This is a genomic window from Pleomorphomonas sp. JP5, assembly GCF_023721815.1.
In the GTDB taxonomy this organism is placed as follows: domain Bacteria; phylum Pseudomonadota; class Alphaproteobacteria; order Rhizobiales; family Pleomorphomonadaceae; genus Pleomorphomonas.
This window is the reverse complement of record NZ_JAMDLI010000007.1, coordinates 559,952-581,022: the sequence shown is the minus strand read 5'-3', so window position 1 is coordinate 581,022 and position 21,071 is coordinate 559,952. Positions and strand designations below refer to the sequence as shown.

The 21,071-nt window shown below is 63.6% G+C and carries 18 protein-coding genes and 1 riboswitch; of the genes, 10 read left to right on the top strand and 8 right to left on the bottom strand.

Annotated elements, in window-relative coordinates:
• Positions 1-164 precede the first annotated feature (164 nt).
• Positions 165-2,483, top strand: a complete 2,319-nt coding sequence (gene yicI, locus M4J40_RS09710) for an alpha-xylosidase (protein ID WP_251753883.1) — start codon at positions 165-167, stop codon at positions 2,481-2,483.
• 91 nt (positions 2,484-2,574) lie between these two features.
• Here yicI and M4J40_RS09705 read toward each other — a convergent pair whose 3' ends face one another.
• The 5 genes from M4J40_RS09705 to M4J40_RS09685 form a co-directional block, all read right to left on the bottom strand.
• The gene (locus M4J40_RS09705) at positions 2,575-3,642 is read right to left on the bottom strand and encodes an ABC transporter ATP-binding protein (protein WP_251753882.1); all 1,068 of its coding nucleotides are present in this window, start codon (positions 3,640-3,642) and stop codon (positions 2,575-2,577) included.
• Positions 3,639-4,466 carry a carbohydrate ABC transporter permease gene (locus M4J40_RS09700; protein ID WP_251753881.1) on the bottom strand — a complete coding sequence of 276 codons (828 nt, stop codon included), beginning with the start codon at positions 4,464-4,466 and terminating at the stop codon, positions 3,639-3,641. The genes M4J40_RS09705 and M4J40_RS09700 overlap by 4 nt, the downstream gene beginning before the upstream one ends.
• Entirely contained in the window at positions 4,463-5,365 is a 903-nt protein-coding gene (locus M4J40_RS09695) for a carbohydrate ABC transporter permease (protein ID WP_251753880.1), read from the bottom strand. Before M4J40_RS09695 ends, M4J40_RS09700 begins: the two co-directional genes overlap by 4 nt.
• A 120-nt stretch (positions 5,366-5,485) precedes the next feature.
• Positions 5,486-6,715 (bottom strand): sugar ABC transporter substrate-binding protein, encoded by a 1,230-nt coding sequence (locus tag M4J40_RS09690; RefSeq protein ID WP_251753879.1) that lies wholly within the window; start codon positions 6,713-6,715, stop codon positions 5,486-5,488.
• 405 nt (positions 6,716-7,120) lie between these two features.
• Positions 7,121-7,798 (bottom strand): energy-coupling factor ABC transporter permease, encoded by a 678-nt coding sequence (locus M4J40_RS09685; RefSeq protein ID WP_251753878.1) that lies wholly within the window; start codon positions 7,796-7,798, stop codon positions 7,121-7,123.
• Positions 7,799-7,830: 32 nt separating this feature from the next.
• Positions 7,831-8,038, bottom strand: a riboswitch (cobalamin riboswitch).
• A 284-nt stretch (positions 8,039-8,322) separates the two neighbouring features.
• Between M4J40_RS09685 and M4J40_RS09680 the strand changes: the two genes are divergently transcribed.
• Entirely contained in the window at positions 8,323-9,618 is a 1,296-nt protein-coding gene (locus tag M4J40_RS09680) for a solute carrier family 23 protein (protein ID WP_251753877.1), read from the top strand.
• A 17-nt stretch (positions 9,619-9,635) separates the two neighbouring features.
• Here the strand turns inward: M4J40_RS09680 and M4J40_RS09675 are convergent, their stop codons facing one another.
• Complete coding sequence (locus tag M4J40_RS09675; RefSeq protein ID WP_251753876.1) at positions 9,636-10,082, bottom strand: helix-turn-helix domain-containing protein; 447 nt, start codon at positions 10,080-10,082, stop codon at positions 9,636-9,638.
• Between the two features lie 101 nt (positions 10,083-10,183).
• On the opposite strand from M4J40_RS09675, the gene M4J40_RS09670 reads away from it, so the two are divergent.
• Both M4J40_RS09670 and M4J40_RS09665 read left to right on the top strand, forming a co-directional pair.
• Complete coding sequence (locus tag M4J40_RS09670; RefSeq protein ID WP_251754261.1) at positions 10,184-11,209, top strand: zinc-binding alcohol dehydrogenase family protein; 1,026 nt, start codon at positions 10,184-10,186, stop codon at positions 11,207-11,209.
• A gap of 140 nt (positions 11,210-11,349) precedes the next feature.
• A complete protein-coding gene (locus M4J40_RS09665; RefSeq protein ID WP_251753875.1) occupies positions 11,350-11,508 on the top strand; it encodes a hypothetical protein in 159 nt (52 codons plus the stop codon).
• 110 nt (positions 11,509-11,618) lie between these two features.
• Here the strand turns inward: M4J40_RS09665 and M4J40_RS09660 are convergent, their stop codons facing one another.
• The gene (locus M4J40_RS09660) at positions 11,619-12,698 is read right to left on the bottom strand and encodes a LacI family transcriptional regulator (RefSeq protein WP_251753874.1); all 1,080 of its coding nucleotides are present in this window, start codon (positions 12,696-12,698) and stop codon (positions 11,619-11,621) included.
• Positions 12,699-13,141: 443 nt separating this feature from the next.
• Here M4J40_RS09660 and M4J40_RS09655 point away from each other — a divergent pair, with 443 nt between their 5' ends.
• The 6 genes from M4J40_RS09655 (at position 13,142) to M4J40_RS09630 (ending at position 20,202) form a co-directional block, all read left to right on the top strand.
• On the top strand, positions 13,142-14,860 hold the full coding sequence (locus M4J40_RS09655) for an ABC transporter substrate-binding protein (protein WP_251753873.1): 1,719 nt from the start codon (positions 13,142-13,144) through the stop codon (positions 14,858-14,860).
• A 150-nt stretch (positions 14,861-15,010) separates the two neighbouring features.
• Positions 15,011-16,003: an ABC transporter permease subunit gene (locus tag M4J40_RS09650; protein WP_251753872.1), complete on the top strand. Its 993-nt coding sequence runs from the start codon at positions 15,011-15,013 to the stop codon at positions 16,001-16,003.
• Complete coding sequence (locus M4J40_RS09645; RefSeq protein WP_251753871.1) at positions 16,000-16,890, top strand: ABC transporter permease; 891 nt, start codon at positions 16,000-16,002, stop codon at positions 16,888-16,890. Before M4J40_RS09650 ends, M4J40_RS09645 begins: the two co-directional genes overlap by 4 nt.
• Position 16,891: 1 nt before the next feature.
• Entirely contained in the window at positions 16,892-17,854 is a 963-nt protein-coding gene (locus M4J40_RS09640) for an ABC transporter ATP-binding protein (RefSeq protein WP_251753870.1), read from the top strand.
• Positions 17,841-18,719, top strand: coding sequence for an ABC transporter ATP-binding protein (locus tag M4J40_RS09635; protein ID WP_251753869.1), 879 nt, complete (start codon positions 17,841-17,843; stop codon positions 18,717-18,719). The genes M4J40_RS09640 and M4J40_RS09635 overlap by 14 nt, the downstream gene beginning before the upstream one ends.
• 52 nt (positions 18,720-18,771) lie before the next feature.
• Positions 18,772-20,202: an FAD-binding oxidoreductase gene (locus M4J40_RS09630; RefSeq protein WP_251753868.1), complete on the top strand. Its 1,431-nt coding sequence runs from the start codon at positions 18,772-18,774 to the stop codon at positions 20,200-20,202.
• A gap of 71 nt (positions 20,203-20,273) precedes the next feature.
• On the opposite strand, the gene M4J40_RS09625 is transcribed toward M4J40_RS09630, so the two are convergent.
• Positions 20,274-21,071 (bottom strand): ABC transporter permease, encoded by a 798-nt coding sequence (locus M4J40_RS09625; RefSeq protein ID WP_251753867.1) that lies wholly within the window; start codon positions 21,069-21,071, stop codon positions 20,274-20,276.

Here is a 21,071-nt window from a genome sequence, read left to right as displayed (position 1 = left end):
TCCGATACAAAAGCCCTTTGACAGGAGGCGTCGCCACAGCTATCGTCGTAAACGTTTACGGAATAGAGGAAGGCCGTGGAATCGCAAGCCCCACGAAGGTCTTGGCGACGAGCGGCGGACGCGTGGCTCCCCCCTGGTTGGCGGAGCGCCCGGGGAGGAGCACAATGAAGTTCAGCGACGGCAACTGGCTGCTGCCGGCAGGCATGAGCATCGTCAACCCGCATCATGTTCATGCGGTGCGGACGGACGCTCGCAAGGCCGAGATCATCGCTCTTGCCGTACGTGGTCGCGGTCGCGCCGACCAGATCAACGCGCCGACGCTGACGCTGACGCTGAGCGCGCCGATGGAAGGCGTCATCGGCGTCCGCATCGAGCATCACAAGGGAGCCGCCAGGCGCGGTCCGGCCTTCGAGTTGTTTCCCGACGATGCATTTCGGCCAACGATCTCCGATGACGAGGCCGCCCTCTCCTTCACGTCCGGAAACCTCACGCTCACCGTGTCCAAGGATGGAGAATGGCGCACCGAGGCGACACGCGGCGGCAAGCGACTGACCGGCACCGGCTTTCGGGAAACCGGCCATGCCAGCATCGGTGGCGAGCCACCACATGTGTTCGAGCGCCTCGACCTTGAGGTCGGCACGCTGGTCTACGGGCTTGGCGAGCGCTTCTCTCCCTTCGTCAAGAATGGCCAGAGCGTCGACATCTGGAACGAGGACGGCGGCACGTCCACCACGCAGGCCTACAAGAACATCCCGTTCTTCCTCACCAACCGAGGCTGGGGCGTATTGGTCAACGATCCCGGCCGGGTCGGTTTCGAAGTCGCTTCGGAGAAGGTGTCGAAGGTGCAGTTCGCCGTCGAAGGCGAAGCGCTCGAGTACTATCTGATCGACGGTCCGACGCCGAAAGCGGTGCTTGAACGCTATACGAGGCTGACCGGCCGACCGGCCCTGCCGCCGGCCTGGTCCTTCGGTCTGTGGCTGACCACGTCCTTTACCACCGACTATGACGAGGGCACCGTCAACTCCTTCGTCGATGGCATGTTCCAGCGTGACATTCCGCTGCATGTCTTCCATTTCGACTGCTTCTGGATGCGCGGCGTCCATTGGTGCGATTTCGAATGGGATCCCGAAGTGTTCCCCGATCCTCAGGGCATGCTGGACCGCCTTCGGGAAAAGGGGCTGAAGATCTGTCTCTGGATCAATCCCTATATCGCCCAGGCGTCAAAGCTGTTCGACGAAGCGGCGGAGAAGGGCTATCTCCTGAAGCGACCCGATGGCAGCGTCTGGCAGTGGGATCTCTGGCAAGCCGGACAGGGCATCGTCGACTTCACCAATCCCGAGGCCGCCGCCTGGTATGCCGGTCACCTGAAGCGTCTCGCCGCCATGGGCGTCGACGCCTTCAAGACGGATTTCGGCGAACGCATTCCGACCGACGTCGTCTGGCACGACGGGTCGGACCCGCAGAAGATGCACAACTACTATCCGTTCCTCTACAATAAGGTGGTTCACGACGCGCTGGTTGAAGCCTGTGGCGAAAGCGTGCTGTTTGCCCGATCGGCCACCGTCGGTGGCCAGCGCTTCCCCGTGCACTGGGGAGGCGATTGCTACTCCGACTATCCGGCCATGGCCGAAACATTGCGCGGCGGTCTGTCGCTCGGCCTTTCCGGCTTCGGTTTCTGGAGCCACGACATCGGCGGCTTCGAGAACACCGCCGAGGCCGACGTCTACAAGCGCTGGTGCGCCTTCGGCCTTCTCTCCAGCCACAGCCGCCTGCACGGTTCCAAGTCCTACCGGGTGCCCTGGCTCTTTGACCAGGAAGCCGAGGCCGTGCTCAGGGACTTTGCGCGCCTCAAGTGCTCGCTGATGCCCTACCTCTATGGTGCCGCTGTCGAGGCATCGGAAACCGGCGTGCCGGTGCTCAGGGCCATGCTGCTGGAGTTTCTCGACGATCCGAGCGCCGAGACGCTCGACCGGCAGTTCATGCTGGGTTCGTCGCTGCTCGTCGCTCCGGTTTTCGACAAGGACGGCGAGGTCTCCGTCTACTTGCCGGCCGGGCGCTGGACGCAGCTTCTCACCGGCGAAGTCGTGGAGGGACCGGTCTGGCGGCGCGAGACGCATGGCGTCATGAGCCTACCGCTCTACGTGCGGCCGGGCAGCCTGATAGCCTTCGGTAGCAACGACCAACGGCCGGACTATGACTACACCGATGGCGTCACCTTTGCCCTCTACGAGCTCGCCGACGGCGCCAGTGCCATCGCAACAGTGCCCGATTACCGCAGTGGAGCGCCGGCACTGACGCTCACGGTGCGCCGCGACGGCAACGTGATTACCGCGACACCCGACCGAGACCAGGCCTATGCGCTTCGCCTCGTCAGCATCCGGCATGTCGCCGCCGTCGAGGGCAGCGACGACTTCGAGCAGCGTTCCGGTGGCGTTTCCCTCCGCGCCGCCGGCCCGCTTCGGATCACCCTCCCTCCGGCCTGACGGCATCACCGTCCAAGGCAGCGATCCGAAGCAAAAACCCCGGAAGCGGCGCTTCCGGGGTTTTTCTTGGTCTATCGAAAAGAGCCGCCGTTCAGAGGCGCTTTTCCGTCGTCCCGTCAAAGACGTGAATCGCAGCATCAGCAAATGCCAAACCGACGAGATCGCCATTGGTGACCATCCGGCGGCCGGTCTCCACCACCATCAGTTCGGGCGTCGTCGCGGTGGACACGAAGGTCGTGGAGCCGGTGGATTCGGTAAAGGCAACGGGCGCGTCGAAACGGCCTTCTCCAGGTGCGGTCAAGGTGATGTGTTCCGGCCGGATGCCAATCAGCACGTTGGCGCCGATGGGCGCGGCAACGGGAATCGTAAGGCGGATCGGTCTGTTCCCCAGATCGATCATCGCGGCGCCACCGTCTGCCACGGTCGCCGGCAGGAAGTTCATGGCGGGGGACCCGATGAATCCGGCAACGAATTTATTTGCCGGCTTATCATATAGATCAAGCGGCCGTCCCTGCTGCTCGATGATGCCGGCCCGCAACACCACGACGTGGTCGGCCATGGTCATGGCCTCGATCTGGTCGTGCGTCACATAGACCGACGTGGCGCCGAGCCGATCGTGCAGAGCGCGGATCTCCTTGCGCATGTGGACGCGCAGGGCGGCATCGAGGTTGGACAACGGCTCGTCGAACAGGAAGGCCTTGGGGTTGCGGATGATCGCTCGGCTCATGGCGACGCGCTGGCGCTGGCCGCCAGAGAGCTCGCGCGGATAGCGATGAAGAAGCTCCGAGAGGCCAGTCGTCGCCGCCACCTCGGCGGCGGCCTTCTTGCGTTCCGCCTTGGAGACGCCGTGAACCCGCAACGAATAGGTGAGGTTCTCCTCAACCGTCATGTGCGGATAGAGGGCGTAGGACTGAAACACCATGGCAACGTCGCGCTTGCGCGGCGGCAGCATCGTCACCACCTCGCCGGCGATCGAGATGTCGCCACCGGTGATCTTCTCGAGGCCGGCCAGCGAGCGTAGCAGCGTCGACTTGCCGCAGCCGGAGGGGCCGACCAGCGCGACGAAGCTGCCCTTGTCGATCGAAAGGTTGATGTCCTTCAGCGCATGGTAGGCGCCATAGTGCTTGTTGACGCCGGAAAATTCGATCTGCGTGGTCATTTCAGGGCTCCGGAGGTCAGGCCAGAGACGATGCGCCGCTGCAGCAGCACGAAGGTCGCCAGAATGGGGGTCACATAGATCGAGGCAAAGGCCATGATCCGGTTCCATTCGTTGGTGTTCGGGCCCATGAAAGCATTGAGGCCGACCGAGCTCGGCTGCAGCTCGATCTCCTGAATCAGAGACTTCGAGTAGACGAACTCGCCGAAGGCCTGCATGAAGATCAGGATGGCGGAAACGAGGATGCCGTTGCGGGCGAGTGGCAGCACGATCGACCAGAAGGCGCCGACGCGCGAGTTGCCGTCGACGAGCGCCGCCTCCTCGAGCTCCATCGGAACGCTCATGAAGGTAGCGCGAACCAGCACGATGAAGAAGGGCATGCTCTTGGCGGCGATCGCCAGGATTACCGCCGTACGGGGATAGTCGAGGATGCCGGTCAGCGTGAACAGCACGAAGATCGGCGTGATCATCAACGAGGCCGGCAGCACCTGCAGCATCAGCACCAGGAACAGACCGACATCGACCCAGACGTTGCGATAGCGAGCGAGCACATAGGCGGCGCCGGTGCCGAGCACGGCAATCAACGCCACCGATCCCGACGCGATCACCACCGAGTTCCACAAGAACCGCCCCATGCCCTTCAGTTGGAAGACGAAGGGGAAGATCGACCACTGGGGATCGTCGGGCCAGAAGGACGGCGGTGTCGCGAACATCTCCGAGCCGGTCTTCAGCGCGGTGATGTACATCCAGTAGAGCGGAAAGAGATAGATGGCGGCGAGCAGCAGCGCGATGACGAGCAGCAGCCGGTTCCTGTAGGTCTCGCTCATCCTCTCACCTCGTGACGGGTCGACCGGACGTAATAGACGGACGCGAGCATCACGACGACGATCATGATCACCGAAATGGCCGCCCCCTTGGCAAAGTCGTACTGTTTGAACGAGAGGTCCCAGGCCCAGTATTGCGCGACATTGGACGAGTTGCTCGGACCGCCGGCGGTGATGGCGGCGAACAGATCGAACTGCTGCAACGTGAAGATCAGGCCAAGCGAGATCAGCGCACCGATGGTCGAGCGCATCATCGGCAGCGTGATGGTCCAGAACCGGGTGAGAGCACCGGCGCCGTCGAGCTCCGCCGCTTCGTAGAGATCGCCAGGGATGGACGACAGGCCAACCGAAAGCAGGATCATGTTGAAGGAGGCGCCGAGCCAAATGTTGGCGATGATGACGCTCCACAGGGAGAAGGTTGGGTCGGAGCGCCAGAAGACGTTGCCGGAAATGACGTGAAGCTCGCGCAGCACGAAGTTGAAGACGCCGAAGTCGCCCGACAGCAGCCAGTTCCAGACGGCGCCGACCACGAGGCCCGGCATCACCCAGGACACAAGGAACAGGCCACGTAGCCACGAGGCGCCGGGGAAATTCGTCCAGAAGAACAGGGCGAGCGCGAAGCCGAGCAGGAACTGGCCGGCGATGGAGGCGGCCAGGAAGGTCGCCGTGTGGCCCATGATCGGCCAGAACTCGGGCTGGGCGATCAGCTGACGGTAGTTTTCAAAGCCGACCCAGGGACGGATGAAGCTGCCCAGGCTGAACATGTCCACGGCCTGGAAGCTCATGACCACGTTGTAGATGAGCGGCACGCCGGAGAGCACGATGAGAAAGGCGAGCGGGATGCCGATCAGGCAGAGATCGAATCCCCGGCCATCGACGAGGCTTGAATAGAGGCGTCGCATCGGTCCTCCCCGCATCCGCGCCTGGCCCGATCGCCTGCGCGGAGCATCGCCCTTGCCCGGGCAATGCGGTCTACACAAAGGAGCGCTTCGGCCGAAGCCGAAGCGCAATCTTCAATCCACTCAGCCCAGGATGCCCTGGATGGTGGCGGCGGCCTGGTCGAGCGCGTCCTTGGGCGTCGCCTGACCGGTGAGCGCCGACTGGATCGCGTCCTGGATGGCCTTGGAGATCTTCATCCAGTCGGGATGCGGGCCACGGGGCTGGGCGTATTTCAGCTGCTCCATGAACACCTTGACGGCGGCATCCTTCTTGGCGTCGCCGGTCGGGGGGATCTCGATGTTGGCGCGAGCGGCGAGCTGCCCCCAGTCCGGGAAGACGCGCGGATCTTGCGACACGAAGTATTCGAGCGCCTTGAAGGCCGCGTCCGGATGCTTGGAGTTCTTGAAGATCGCCCAGTTGAAATCGCCCATGGCCGACGAGCGCGGCGCGCCAACTTCCGGCACAGGCATGAGCGTCACGCGCCAGTCGAATTTGGCTTCCTGCGACATGCGGTTGAGTTCCCACGGCCCGGAGATCACCATGGCGGCGTTCCCCGAGTTGAAGGTACCGGTGGAATCCCACTGACCGCGTGTCAGCGTATCGGGCGATGCCAGCTTCTCATCGAGCAGTGTCTTCCAGATGGTAAGCGCGCGGACGGCGCCATCGGTGTTGATCTTGTCGAAGCCGCCGCCGGTCATCTGGGCCCACGGCAGGAACTGGAAAGTTCCTTCCTCCGACGCCTTGGCCGAGAAGGCGATGCCATAGACGTTCTTGTCGGGATCGTTGAGCTTGCGCGCAGCGTCGACCATCTCGTCCCAGGTCTGCGGCGGCTTGTCCGGGTCGAGCCCCTTCGCCTTGAACATGTCGGCATTGTAGTAGAGGGCGATGGTGTTGGTGGCCTTGGGAACGCCATAGATCTTGCCGTCCCAGGTGACGGAAGCAAGCGGACCGGGGAAATAGTCTTCCTTGTGGATTACGTCGGACTTGGCAATGCGATCGGTGAGGTCGAGAAAGACGCCATGCGAGGCGAACAACGCGTGCTCGGGATTGTCGATGGCGATGATGTCCGGCGCCTGGCCGGTGGAATAGGCGCGCATGGCCTCTGACGTCACGTCATCGAAATGGATCTGTCGGTAGACGACCTTGATGTCAGGGTTCTTCTCGCCGAACTCCTTGGCAAGGTTGAGGCCCGGCTGGCGCTCGTCGTCCTGACACCAGATGGTGATGGTGACGGGGTCGGCAGCATGCGCCGCCATGCCGAGCGCCGCGGCGCCGGCGTAGAGCGCCGCCCCCAGGATTGCCGATGTCTTCATGCTCCCTACTCCTCCACAGTTGGCCGACCGGTCCTAGCTCAAGGATGACCGAAGAGACCGATAGGGCGGGCGACGGTTCGGCAGATCGTCCAAGCCTCAAAAGAGCAAGGTACACCGTTCGCCATCCATGCCCACAAGCATGGCAATGACGTTCGTAGACCTCAGCTCGGACAGGACTTTCCTCCCTGCCTACTCGCTCCCGTAAACGTTTACGACGTTATGCGGAAAGGTTCTCCACTGTCAAGACCACCGGAGGTCGACCGGCAATGGCGAGGCGCACCGGCGGCATGCCAACAGGACGCCACACGAAGTATGCGGCCGCCGCGGCAAGCTCACGGAAAAGCAAACCGCGCCGCTCCGAAGATCCGGAACGGCGCGGAAAAAGAGGCTTACGAAGAGGAGCCGTCAGGCGGCGTCGTAGAGGCGACGCTCGACCAGGAAGCTACCACGCAGGCCATGAAGGAGCTTGGCACCGGCCAGCACAGCCAGATCGACAAGCGGCTCGACGATGATCACCAGCATGTAGGCGCCGCCGAACGAGCTAATGGCAGCGAAGTTGTCGACGGTGAAGCCCTGACCGTAAAGCGCCCAGAAGCCGACCCAGGCGACGATACCCGCCTGATAGGCGGTGGAAAGGGCCAACGCCTGCCGATACTTCAGTTCGACATAGGGCGTCGCCGGCGCGATGACGCGGTTGGCCAGAGCGGAAAGGCCAAAAAGCGGCACCAGAAGCGTGGTGACGTTCATGCCGTATTGCGGCAGATCGAACTGGGCGAAGAACAGCCCCTGAATCAGAAGGCCCAAGGCAAGACCGATGGCGGCAGGAGCCGCGCCGAACAGCAAGAACAGTGTCGACCCGAGAATGAGATGCACCTCGGAGACGCCAACCGGATAGTGCGGCAATACCTCGAAGAAGGAAAAGACGAGCGCGGTCGTGGCCACGGAGCGCAAGCCAAGCGAAAGAACGCCGGTCTCCTTCGCCATGTTCCAGGCAAGCTTCAGGCCGTAGCCTGCGGCGCCCGCCGCCGTGAGATAGCTGAGCCACAGTTTACCATCGGCCACCAGGCCGGGTTCGATATGCATGTCGGTCTCCTTTTTCCGTCTCACCCGACGGAGTCCGAGTGTTCGTGCAAGGCCGGTCTCCTGGCTCGCGGATCGCTGCCTGCTGTCCGCCTTCCCGGGGAGATCCCAGTGGCTTTCTGGACGGAGGCTCACCGCGCACAGTCGCGGGGGCGGCCGGGGTTTCGGATCGTGATCCTTCCCCGTTCCCGTTTCATCCCGGCGGCCGAATGCCGCCGAAACACCTGGCACGCCTCCACCTGCCGACAAGCCGCGCTGACTGTCAAGGCGTTTCGTCCCGGGAAACGATGTCGTTCGGGCGCCGGCAAGGTTGATTTTTCTGTGGATTGTCAATGGGTTGAAATCTGACCATATGGTCAAAATGTTCGTTTTCGTCATAAAAATCAGCGCGTCACGCGTCCGACCGTCCGACATGCTAGTAGAAGGCTGCTCTTTCGCCTGCGCAGGTGTTGGGGATAGTGACCATCTCGCCTTTCCCATGCGGCCGCCCACGGGGGGACGGACCGGGGACAACAGACGAGACAATCATGACAACAAGCCCAACCGAAGGCTGGTTTCCGCGCTGGAAGCTGACCACCGCCGATCGTGTCGCGCCCGAAGAGCGCCTGCCCTGGCCGCAGACCCTGATCGCCGGCTTCCAGCACGTCGTCGCCATGTTCGGCTCGACAGTGCTGGCACCGATCATCATGGGCTTCGACCCCAACGTCGCCGTACTGTTTTCCGGCATCGGCACGCTGATATTCTTCCTTATCGTCGGAGGCCGCGTCCCATCCTACCTCGGGTCGAGCTTTGCCTTCATCGCCGTGGTGATGGCTGCCTCCGGCTATGCCGGCACTGGCGCCAACGTCAACATCGGCGTGGCGCTCGGCGGAATCATCGCGGCGGGCGCGCTCTACGCGCTGATCGGCCTGATCGTCATCAAGATCGGCTATCAGTGGATCGAGAAGCTGATGCCGCCGGTCGTCACCGGCGCCATCGTCGCCGCCATCGGCCTCAATCTGGCGCCAATTGCCGTGAAGGGCATATCGGCAACCGGATTCGACCGGACGGTCGGTCTGATCACCATCGTCGCCGTCGGCGCCGCCGCCGTCTATGCGCCGGGCATGCTGCGCCGCATTCCGGTGCTGATCGGCGGCCTCATCGGCTATGCCGTATACTGGCTGGGGGCTGCCTCGTTTGGCGATGCGCCCATCGACTTCGACAAGCTCGACGCCGCCCCCTGGTTCGGCCTGCCGACGTTCACCGCCCCGACCTTCTCGACGAGCGCCATGGCGCTGATCGCGCCCGTGGCGATCATTCTGGTTGCCGAGAACCTCGGGCACATCAAGGCAATCGGCGCCATGACCGGTCGCAGCCTCGACCGCTACGTCGGCCGAGCCTTCCTTGGTGACGGCCTCGCCACCATGCTTTCGGGCACCTTCGGCGGCACCGGCGTTACCACCTACGCCGAGAACATGGGCGTGATGGCGGTGACGAAGATCTACTCGACGCTGATCTTTGTCGTTGCCGCGGCGATAGCCATCCTGCTCGGCTTCTCGCCCAAGTTCGGCGCTCTGATCGGCACCATCCCCGGCCCGGTGATCGGCGGCCTTTCCATCGTCATCTTCGGCCTGATCACCGCCACCGCCGGCCGAATCTGGGTGGAGAACAGGGTCGACTTCTCCGAAACCAAGAACCTGATCACCACGGCGGCAGCGGTTATCGCCGGCGCTGGCGATCTCACGCTCAACATCGGCGGCTTCACGCTGGGTGGCATCGGCACCGCGACCTTCGGCGCCATCCTGCTCTACGCGCTGCTCGATCGCGGCCCGAAGCGGGCCTGACGAAGACCCCAGCCGATCTATTCGATCGGCTCAGGATCGTATCTTGCCCACTGGTGTCCGCCGGCCGTTTGGCCGGCAGGCACTGGTGGGTTTTGTTTTTCGCGGGGATCCAGTCCCTTCGGTTTGCCGAACCGGCTGATATTTGCGTCGCCCCAGGTCTTCAGGGCCATCAGCACCGGCTCCATCGAGCGACCGAGCGGCGACAAAGAGTATTCCACCTTCGGGGGCACCTGTGGATAGACGGTGCGCACCACCAACCCATCTTCTTCCAGTTCGCGCAGCTGATTGGTCAGCATGCGCGGCGATACCAGGACGAGGATTCGGCTCAACTCGCCGAAGCGAAGCGTCCTCGCCAGAAGATGAAAGAGGATCACCGACTTCCACTTGCCGTCGATGAGACCGACGGCCGCTTCAACCGAACACCCCGGCACACAGTCAAAACGGGAATGCCGGACCTTGGCCATGACACTATCCTTTTCTGCAGTACCTGCGTTCGTTGTGCGTATTGGCACCTCTCGTCTGTAAGGAAAATTATTGCGCATATCAACAGAAGAGGAAGCTCATGATGAAAGCCGTCGCCTATCGTCAAGCCGGCACCATCGACCGTCCGGACTCTCTCCTCGACATCGACCTGCCGACACCCGTCGCCACAGGGCGAGATCTCCTGATCGAAGTTGCCGCCATCGCGGTCAATCCCGTCGATACCAAGATACGCAAAAGCGCCCCGCCCACGCCCGGCACCTTCAAGGTGCTCGGTTGGGACGCGGTGGGCCGCGTCGTCGCCATGGGAAACGAGGCGACCACCTTTCACCCCGGCGACGAGGTCTGGTACGCCGGTTCGATCGCCCGTCCCGGTGCAAACAGTCAGTTCCATCTCGTCGACGAGCGTCTCGTCGGCCGCAAGCCGAGATCGCTCACCGACGCCGAGGCGGCAGCGTTGCCGCTCACCGCCATCACCGCCTGGGAGATGCTGTTCGATCGGCTCGACGTGCGGCGCGTCGTTCCCAGCGCCGCCGAGGCCATTCTGATCGTCGGAGGAGCAGGCGGCGTCGGATCCATCGCTATCCAGCTTGCCCGCACGCTCACCGACCTCACCGTTATCGCCACGGCATCGCGCCCAGAAACGGCGGCCTGGGTGCGCGAGCTTGGCGCCCATCATGTCGTCGATCATTCGCGTCCGCTCGCCGACGAGGTAGCCTCACTCGGGATCGGCGCACCGGCCTTCGTCTTCTCGACCACCGAAACGCATCGCCATCTCGGAGAGATCGCGAAGCTCATCGCGCCGCAGGGACGCTTCGGATTGATCGACGATCCGGACAGCCTCGACATCATCGGGTTCAAGCGCAAGGCGGTGTCGGTGCATTGGGAGCTGATGTTCACCCGCTCACTGTTCGAGACGCCCGACATGGGGGAACAGGGGAGGCTGCTTACCGAGGTCGCCCGCCTCGTCGACGCGGGCCGGCTCCGTACGACACTCACCGAAGTGCTGCGGCCGATCAACGCCGACAACCTCCGCCGCGCCCATGCGATCATCGAGAGCGGCCGAGCACGCGGTAAGATCGTGCTGGAAGGCTTTTCTCAAGAAAACTGAAGCATCCCCAAAGAAAATACGACTCGGTGCGGCGGCTTCAGCCCATTGGAGAGAGGGGTGCGTGGGGCTATATTCGGGGTGCAAAGAAAAGAACGGAAACGGGTTCCGGGAGACGCCCGGAACGGGAAAGGACAAAAATCATGTTCGGCACCCTGAAGCACCTCGCAAAGACCTTCCGCGCTCCTGCCGCCGCCGAGCGCGAACTCGTCTACATCACCGCCGCCGATCGCTACGATCTCGAGGCTCGGACGCGCCACGCAGCGCGCGGCCTCTGCCGCCAGCGCGCCTTCGACTGCTGAGCCCACGGCCCGTCATGGGCCAACGAACCCCGGCCGACCACCCCGGCCGACGCCGAGCGCTCGATTTCCCTGACCGGATCGGGCGCTTTGCCGTATCTGTTGGGCGGTCATCATAGAACGACGGTGGCGGCAACTCTCTCCGGCACGGTTTCGGAGACCTCGATCCTGGGCACGTCCAGGAAATGAACATCAACGTCGGCGGTACCCTCGATGCGGCCAATGATCGCTTGGGCAAGCCACTTCCCGGCGGTGCGAAAATCTTCCCGCGCGGTTTCGATGGCAGGCCGGAACTTCCGGAAAAGGTCGGAGGACTCTTTCACCACCACGTCGAAATCGCGACCGAGAACAAGACCGGCGGCTTCAGCTCCGGCAGTCACCGACAGGGCCGCCACGGCGCCGCCGCTGACGAACCCGTCCGGGCGATCGGCGCGCCGCATCAAACGATGTATTTCATCCTGGATGCGCTCGTGGGGGCTGTCGGTATCGATGCTCCCCACCGATACCCTTTCGAGGTTCAAGACCGCGACTGCCCGGCAGAAGCCGGACGTCATGTGGCGCGCGTAGGAGAGCCCCGGTGGCGGCCCGACCAGCGCCAGACGACGACGACCGAGACTGGCGAGGCGCCGAACGGCTCTTTCGGCATAGGCCTCGTTGTCGAAGTCGAAGTAGGGATGGACGATTCCCATGTCGGTGCGGCCATGCGTCGCGAACGGAACCCCGCGCTCGGTCAGAAAGCGAACGCGCGCATCGTTGGGTTCGATGCGGGCGAACAGAATGCCATCAGCCGCCCCGGCCTCTACGATGTCGCGGATCGGTCCCAGCGGATCGGCCGCAGGATCGTGCAACATGACGACCAACTGGTAGGCCGAGGCCGACAGAGCCTCGGAAATACCGTAGATGAGCTGCGAGTTGATACCCAGCTCCTCGGCCTCGGTGGCCAACACCAGAGCGATGACGTGACTGCGCCCGGTGCGGAGACGGACACCGGCCCGGTTCGGCTGGTAGCCGAGGCTCTCGGCAAGTTGGCGGACGCGCGCCTTGGTTTCCTCGCCAATGTCGGGCGCATCGTGCAGGGCGCGCGATACCGTCGTCACGCCGAGGCCGGCCAGCCGGGCGATAGTCTTGAGCGTCGGCCGGGCAGCCGGCTGAGCGGGCGCGTCTTCCGAGCGCGTCTCGTCGTGCGATACCATGTTGTCAATCAGCGCAAATCCCCCGGTCGTTGCCGACGGCGCTGCCCCTCCCAATCGGCCACCCTACATCCTTTGGGCGAGGAACAGAACAGAGGCTTGCGTATTGTTGCGCCTTTGGGTAAGGCTACTGTAACGTTACAGGAAAGAATGCTGCGGGCAACCGCGGAAGGCGCGCGGCAGGTCACAAGCTGGGATATCGCGAATTTCAGAGGGAATTTTCGTCGTATTTCAGTGACTTGCTGATGGGTGGAGCGAGAGGAGCCAACAGTCGCCGCTGTTCCGTCATCGGCCGCACGGTCGGATCGTTTGGGTAGTTCCCTTTTTCTGACCGTTACTTGCCCATGACTCTCTCGAAAGGTGTGCAACCCTACGGCGTAGGCCGTCCGGGAAGCGTTTGTTCGCGGCGGGGAAGCTATCGCCGCAGGAGGAAAGGGAGGATCGAGATGTCGTTTGGTATCAATCGCCGCACCTTCACGGTCGTATCGGCCGCGGCCCTGATGGCGACGGTGGCCGGCTCGGCCCTGGCGCAATCGGGCGAATATCCGCGCAACGAGACGCTCTACATGAGCGGCGCGCAGTGGGGCAACATTGTCGGCTTCAACCCGTATTTCGGCAATTTCGCCAACGGCCTGATCGGCCTCGTCAACGAGACGCTGTTCCGGTATGACCCGATCGCCGACAAGTATATCGACTGGCTGGCCGAAAAGGGCGAGTGGGAAAGCCCGACCGTCTTCAAGCTGACCGTCCGCTCCGGCATCAAGTGGAGCGATGGCGACGACTTCACTGCCGACGACGTGAAGTGGAACATCGATCTCGGCAAGCTGCCGACCATCTGGTGGACCGACCTCTACAAGAGCATCAAGAGCGTCGAGGCGTCCGGCAACACGGTGACGGTGACCTTCGACGGCACGCCAAACTACCAGGCCTGGCAGAACGCCCTCTGGAACATCCCGATGATGAAGCCTTCCCAGTGGAAGGATCACGCCAACGAAACCGAGATCACGTCCTGGACGCCGGATGAACCGATCGGCACCGGCCCCTACGTGTTCGACAAGGCCGGCTACGACCCGACGACCCGCGTCGTCTGGACCAAGACGCCGGACGGCTGGTGGGCGTCCAAGGCCGGCATTTCGCCCGACCCGAAGCCCAAGTACATCATCGACCTCGTCAACTCGTCGAACAACGTGGCGCTCGGACTGCTGCTCTCCGGCAAGCAGGACCTCAACAACAACTTCCTGCCGGGCGTGGCGACGCTGATCAGCGGCGGCTACGGCCTGCACACCTACTACGACAAGCCGCCCTACATGCTGCCGGCCGTCACGTCGTGGCTCTTGCCGAACACCAAGAAGGCCCCGCTTGACGACGCCGCCTTCCGCCGTGCCCTGGCGTTCTCCATCAACACCGATCAGATCGCCAAGGTCGACTACGGCAACGTCGTGTTGCCCGCCAGCCCGACTGGCCTGCTGCCGGCGTGGGACAAGTACATCGACAAGGAAGCGGTGAAGAAGCACGGCTTCAGCTACGATCCGAAGATGGCGGCCGAGATTCTCGACAAGGCCGGCTACAAGAAGGGCGCCGACGGCTTCTACCAGACGCCGAAGGGCGAGCCGATCGACCTCAAGATCGAGGTTCCCTCGGGTTGGTCGGACTGGATGCAGGCCGTACAGATGATTTCGGCCGACGCCAAGGCGGTCGGCATCAAGATCACGCCGAAGTATCCCGACTTCAACACCTACCAGTCGCAGCGCAACACGGGCAATTTCGATCTCATGATCGAAAACTCCCAGCCGCTCAGCGACACGCCCTATACCTACTACCGCTACCTCTACCAGCTGCCCATCCTGAGCTCGCAGACCAACTACAACTTTGCGCGCTTCGAGGACAAGGAATCCTGGGACCTTACGGTGCAGCTCGCCAAGACCCCGCGTACCGACATCGACAAGATGAAGGAAATCACGGCCAAGCTTCAGGTCAACTTCATGGACCAGCTGCCGATGATTCCGCTCTGGTACAACGGCGCCTGGGCGCAGATGAGCACCTCGACCTGGAAGAACTGGCCTGCCGACGGCACCGATCGCCAGTATATCCCGATCTCGTGGCGCGGCTGGCTGCAAATGACCGGAATCGATACCATCACCCATCTCGAGCCGGCCGGCGAGTAAGTCGCCGCTTCCCCGTCCCGGCGGCCAACGCCACCGGGACGTCTCCGCCCGAACGAACGAACGACTCGCTCGCGCAGAGCCCGGACGACGACCAACGTCGCCGTCCGGGTCCGGCCGGTGGATCTTTGTTCCCTTTCCGGAGCCCCGACCGTGCTGCGCTACCTCGCCCGGAAGCTATTCATCTATCTCCTGACGTTCATCGTCGCGGTGACCATCGACTGGGCCATCCCCCGCTTCATGCCGGGCAATCCCGTCGACGCGCTCGTGTCGCGCATCGCCCTCATGCCGGATGCCAACGCGGCGCTGACCTCCTATTTCATGGCGGCCTTCAACCTAGACCAGCCACTCTGGCAGCAGTACCTCAACTTCTGGTGGGCGCTGCTGAATGGCGATCTCGGCCGCTCGATCATGCTGTTCCCGACCCCGGTGACAACGCTGATCGGCCGCGCGCTGCCCTACACTCTGGGCTTGCTGCTGCCGTCGATCCTGCTGTCCTGGTATGTCGGCAACGTCGTCGGTGCCCTGGCAGCACGACGCAAGCTGCTCGACAACAGCGTACTGCCGCTCGGCTATCTTCTCACCGCAACGCCCTACATGTGGCTCGGCATCCTGCTCGCCTGGGTGCTCGGTTCGACGCTCGGCTGGTTCCCCCTGGCTTTCGGCTATGACCAATCGGTCAAGGCCGAATGGTCCTGGCTGTTCTTCGGAAGCCTCGTCTACCACTGGGTCCTGCCATTTGCCTCGCTGTTCATGGTGGCGCTCGGCGGATGGGCGATCGGCATGCGCAACATGATCATCTACGAGCTCGAAAGCGACTACGCCAACTACCTGATGGCGCTGGGCGCGCCGCACCGGCTCGTTCGCAAGTACGCCTTCCGTAATGCCATGCTGCCCCAGATCACCGGTCTCGCGCTGCAACTTGGTGCAGTGGTCGGCGGCGCGCTGGTGACCGAAATCGTCTTCTCCTACCCCGGCCTCGGCTGGCTGGTGCTCTCCGGCATCCAGAACCAGGACTACTTCGTGATCCAGGGCGTGTTCCTGTTCATCATCGTCGGCGTGCTGCTCGCCAACCTGATCGTCGACGTCGTCTACGTGATCGTCGACCCGCGCACCCGCGTCGGATTGCAAGGAGATGCCGCATGACCAGCACCATCGGTTCATCTGCGACGGCTCCCGCCTCCAAAAACGTCCGCAGCGAGGTTTTCTATTTTGCCTCTCGCAACACCAAGCTGGTGATCGGCGCGGTCGTCTTCATCGTTTTCCTCCTGGGCGCGATCTTCGGGCCGATGCTCGCAACCCACGAGCCCATGACCTTCGATGCCCCCCCAGGTCTGCCGCCCTCGGCCGACTTCTGGTTCGGCACCACGCTGTTCGGTCAGGACGTGTTCTCGCAGTTCGTCCACGGCTTGCGTTCCAGCTTCATCGTCGGTGCGCTCGGCGGCATCACCGCGGCGGTGATCGGCATGCTGGTCGGCTTCTTCGCCGGCTACCGAGGCGGCATCATCGACGAAGTGCTGAACATGCTGACCAACGTCGTGCTGGTCATTCCCACCTTCGCGGTCCTTCTGGTGGTCGCCGCCTATCTCAGCGTGCGCGGCCTCGGCACGGAAGCGATGTTCATCGGCCTGACCTCCTGGCCGTGGGCAGCGCGCGCCATCCGCGCCCAGACCTTCTCGCTGACCTCGCGCGACTTCGTCGGCATGGCCCGGCTCAACGGCGAGAGCACGTTCCGCATCATCTTCGGCGAGATCGCGCCGAACATGAGCTCCTATCTGGTGATGACCTTCATCCTGCTGTTTGGCGGCGCAATCCTCACCGCCGCGACGCTGGACTTCATCGGGCTGGGACCGACCGACTCGATCTCGCTCGGCCTGATGATGAACTACTCGGTGATGAATGCCGCGCTGCAGCTCGGCATGTGGTGGTGGTTCGTGCCGCCGGGTCTAGCCATCACCGCCATCGTCGGCTCGCTCTACGTCATGAACGTCGGCCTCGACGAGGTGTTCAATCCCAAGCTAAGGGCGCTCTGACATGCTTGCGGTATCCGACCTCAAGATCCACTACCGGACGCTCGCCGGCGCCGTCAAAGCCCTCGACGGCGTCAGCTTCTCCGTCGCCGACGGCGAGATCATGGGACTGGCCGGCGAGTCCGGCTGCGGCAAGTCGACGCTCGGCAAGGCGCTGATCCGCCTTGAAGAGCGCATGCAGTATGTCGGCGGACAAGTGACCCTCGACGACAAGGTGCTGCCGATCGCCGACGACAAGGCGATGAACCCCTACCGCTTCAGCGAAGTGTCCATCGTTCCGCAATATGCCATGAGCGCGCTCAACCCGACGCGCCGCATTGGCCGGATGATCGACGAGCTCCTTGAAGCGCGCGGTCTCAAGGGAGCGACGCTCCGGCCCGAGCTCGAACGGCGCCTCGCCATTCTCGGTCTCACGCCCGACGTGCTCGGCATGTACCCGATCGAGCTCTCGGGCGGCATGAAGCAGCGCGTCGTCATGGTCCTCTCGACCCTGCTCGACCCGTCTCTGCTCATCGCCGACGAAGTGACCTCGGCCCTCGACGTCGCCTCTCAGAAGAAGGTGGCGGGCGCGCTGGTCGAGTTCCGCGACCGTGGCTACGTCAAGTCGATGATCGTGGTCACCCACGACTTGGCCATCCTTGCCCAGGTCGCCGACAGCATCATGATCATGTATGCCGGCAAACTGGCGGAGAAGGCGCCGACGCGCACCATCGTCGATGCGCCAGCGCACCCCTATACGCGCCTGCTGCTCGGCTCGCTGCCCGAAGTCGGCATCCGTTTCGAGGAGAAGCGGCTGCCGGGCATCAAGGGACGGCCGCCGTCCCTGCTCTCGCCGCCGACGGGCTGTCGTTTCCGCGACCGCTGCCCGCTGGCCTTCGACAAGTGTGCCGAAGAGCCCCCCTTCATCGAGATCGCTCCCGACCATCAGGTCGCTTGCTGGAAGGCGGACACCCATGCTCAAGGTTGAGAACGTATCCAAGGTGTTCCGCTCCGGCGCCTTTGGCGGCAAGAAGAAGCGGGTGATCCACGACGTCGACTTCGAGGTGAAGCCCGGCGAGGTGGTTTCGCTGATCGGCGAGAGCGGCTCCGGCAAGACGACCGTTGGCCGTATGATCCTTCGCCTCACATCGGTCAGCGAGGGGCGCATCACCTTCGATGGCGAGGATGTCTCGGCGCTGAAAGGCGCCAGCTTGAAGGGCTATTATCGCCGCGTCCAGGGCGTGTTCCAGGATCCCTTCAGCTCATTCAACCCGATCTTCAAGGTCGGCCGCGTCTTCCGCACCATCCGCCGCGAGTTCCTGTCCGATCTTGATCAAGCGACTTGGGAAGAGCGGCTGACGGGCGCGCTCAACGCTGTCGGCCTCGAGGTTGCCGCCCTCGACAAGTTCCCCCACCAGATGAGCGGCGGCCAGTTGCAGCGCCTGTTGATCGCGCGGGCACTGGTGCTCGACATCCGTCTGCTCGTCGCCGACGAGATCATTTCGATGCTCGACGCCTCGACCCGCATCGACGTGCTCAACCTGCTCGGCGATCTCAAGCGTCAGGGGCTGTCGATCATCTTCGTCACCCACGACCTGGCGCTGGGTAACTACATCTCCGACCGGATCATCATTCTACAGAAGGGTGTTATCGTGGAGATGGGGGCAACCGACCGCGTTTTCGGCGATCCGCAGCACCCCTACACCCGTTCCCTGCTCGACGCCGTGCCGCACCTGCACGAGCGGTGGAGCGAGGAGGAACTCAAGGATCTGGGCCTCGTCGCCGACACGGCCCGGTTCGGCGGTCACCTGATCGAGCATCGTGAAAACCATCTCGTGCGCGTCTACTCCTGAACCAAAGTACGGAGGGGCCCATCACCCTGTCCCGCGCACCGGCTGGCATGCTATGCCGGTCGCAGACATGGAGCGGGGCGACGCGATGATCGGGCATAACGAGGCTGAGGCTTTTTCGGAGTTGCGGGCGGCACTCGGTCCGTCAGGATTTCTCGCAGGCGATGATATCCCCGCTCGCAACCATGCCGATTCCTCCGTACTGCCACCACTGCCTCCGCTCGCCGTCCTCAGGCCTGCCTCAACCGATGAGGTGTCGGCCGCTCTCGTTATCGCCTCCCGTCACCGCCTCGCCGTCACCGTGCAAGGCGGGCTGACAGGCCTGTGCGGCGGCGCAACCCCGGCCCCAGGCTCACTGGCGCTTTCGCTCGAGCGAATGAACGGCATCGAGGAGATCGATGGCCGGGCCATGACGCTCACGGCCAGGGCCGGTACGCCGCTGGAGGTCATGCAGAAGGCGGCCGAGGCCGAAGGCTTGCTGTTTCCGGTCGATTTCGGCGCACGCGGCACGGCAACGGCCGGGGGTATCGTGTCGACCAACGCCGGTGGCAACCGCGTGTTGCGTTACGGCATGACGCGCGCCTCCGTGCTGGGGCTCGAAGCGGTGCTCGCCGACGGTACGGTGATCGGCTCGCTGAACAAGATGCTGAAGAACAACGCCGGACCCGACCTGAAGCAACTGTTCGTCGGATCGGAGGGATTGCTGGGCGTGGTGACGCGGGCCGTGTTTTCGCTTCAGCCCTTGCCCCGTTGGACCGGCTTGGCGCTGATCGCCGTTCGCGACTTTGAGGCGGCCGCCGACATTCTTTCCAGCGCCCGTGCCGAGCTCGGCCCGATGCTGTCCGCCTTCGAGGTGATGTGGCCCGACTACTGGGCCATGGTGACCGGAAACGTACCAGGCCGTCGCGCGCCCTTTGCCGACAAGCACGGCCTCTATCTGCTGGTCGAGGGGCATGGCCGCGATGGGGAACGCGATGGCTCGACTTTCGAGGCCTTTCTCGAGGGCGTGTATGAAGCCGGGTTGGTCGAAGACGCCATGCTGGCGCAGTCGCTGTCCGACATGGAGGCCTTCTGGGCGATCCGCGACGCCTCGGCCGAGATCGAGCCGGTTCTTGGCGAGCATGAGAGCTTCGACGTCGGCCTGCCTCCCGGAGAGGTCGGCCGTTTCGTGGACGCCTGCCGTTCTGCGCTGGCGCGGGAGCTGCCGGCGAGCCGAGCAGTGTTCTTCGGCCACGCCGCCGACGGAAATATCCACGTGATGGCCTCGGTGCCTGACCCCGGCCCGGCCGGACATCACGCCGTGGAAAGCGTAGTCTACGGCGTGACGCGAGAGTTCTCAGGCTCGGTGTCAGCCGAGCACGGCATCGGAGCGCTGAAGCGCGGCTGGCTCGGCCACAGCCGATCGCCAGCCGAAGTCGCGCTGATGAGGAGCCTCAAGGCGGCAGTCGACCCGCATGGCCTCCTCAACCCGGGCAAAGTCATATAGGCAACTGTTTTCAAGCAGTTCCCGACGCAAAACCGGTCCTCAGTTTTGCTGGAACTGCCCTAGCCGGAAGGTCAGTCCTTCGAGGACATGGCGCCCATCAGCTTCGGCAGGTCGCCGAAACGGGCGATCAGGCCGAACACAGTAGCCGTCACCGCCACGAACAGCACTGACACCGCCGCCATGGTTGGCGTGTAGCCATAGCGCAGCGCGTTGAACACCTTGATCGGCAGCGTCTCCTGCACGAAGCCGATGGTCATGTAGGCGACGATGTATTCGTTGAGCGACAGCACGAAGGCAAAGGCGTAGCCGGAGACGACATAGGGCAGGATCAGCGGCAGCACGACCGTGCGGAACACGGTGCGATCGTCGGCCCCCATGGTGGCGGCGGCCTCGGTCAGCGAGCGGTCGATCGACGAGAAACCCAGCGTCAGCGTGACCAGCGGCAGCGTCACGAAGAAGATGGCGTGGGCGATCACCGCCGTCCACGGCTGACCGTAAAAGCCGGACGTGGCCCAGAAGGTGAGGAAGCCCAGCGCGGTGATGACCGGCGGCAGCGTGAAGGGCGCGACGCCAAGAAGCTGAAACACCCGCGCCCAGGGCGCCACGCGCCGCCAGAGGAACCAGGCGAGCGGCAGGGCGATGGCGACGGCGAGTGCGGCGGACGTGATGGCCAGCAGCACCGAGGCCACGAGTGCGCGGAACCATTCTGGATTGACGAAGATCTCGGCGAACCAGTGAAAGGAGAAGCCTTGCGGCGGAAAGGCGAGATTCTGCTTCTCGTTGAAGGACACGCCGGTGACGACGACGATGGGCGCGGCGAGAAAGATGCCGACCAGCGCGAGATAGAGGCGGGAGAGGAAGCGCTCCAT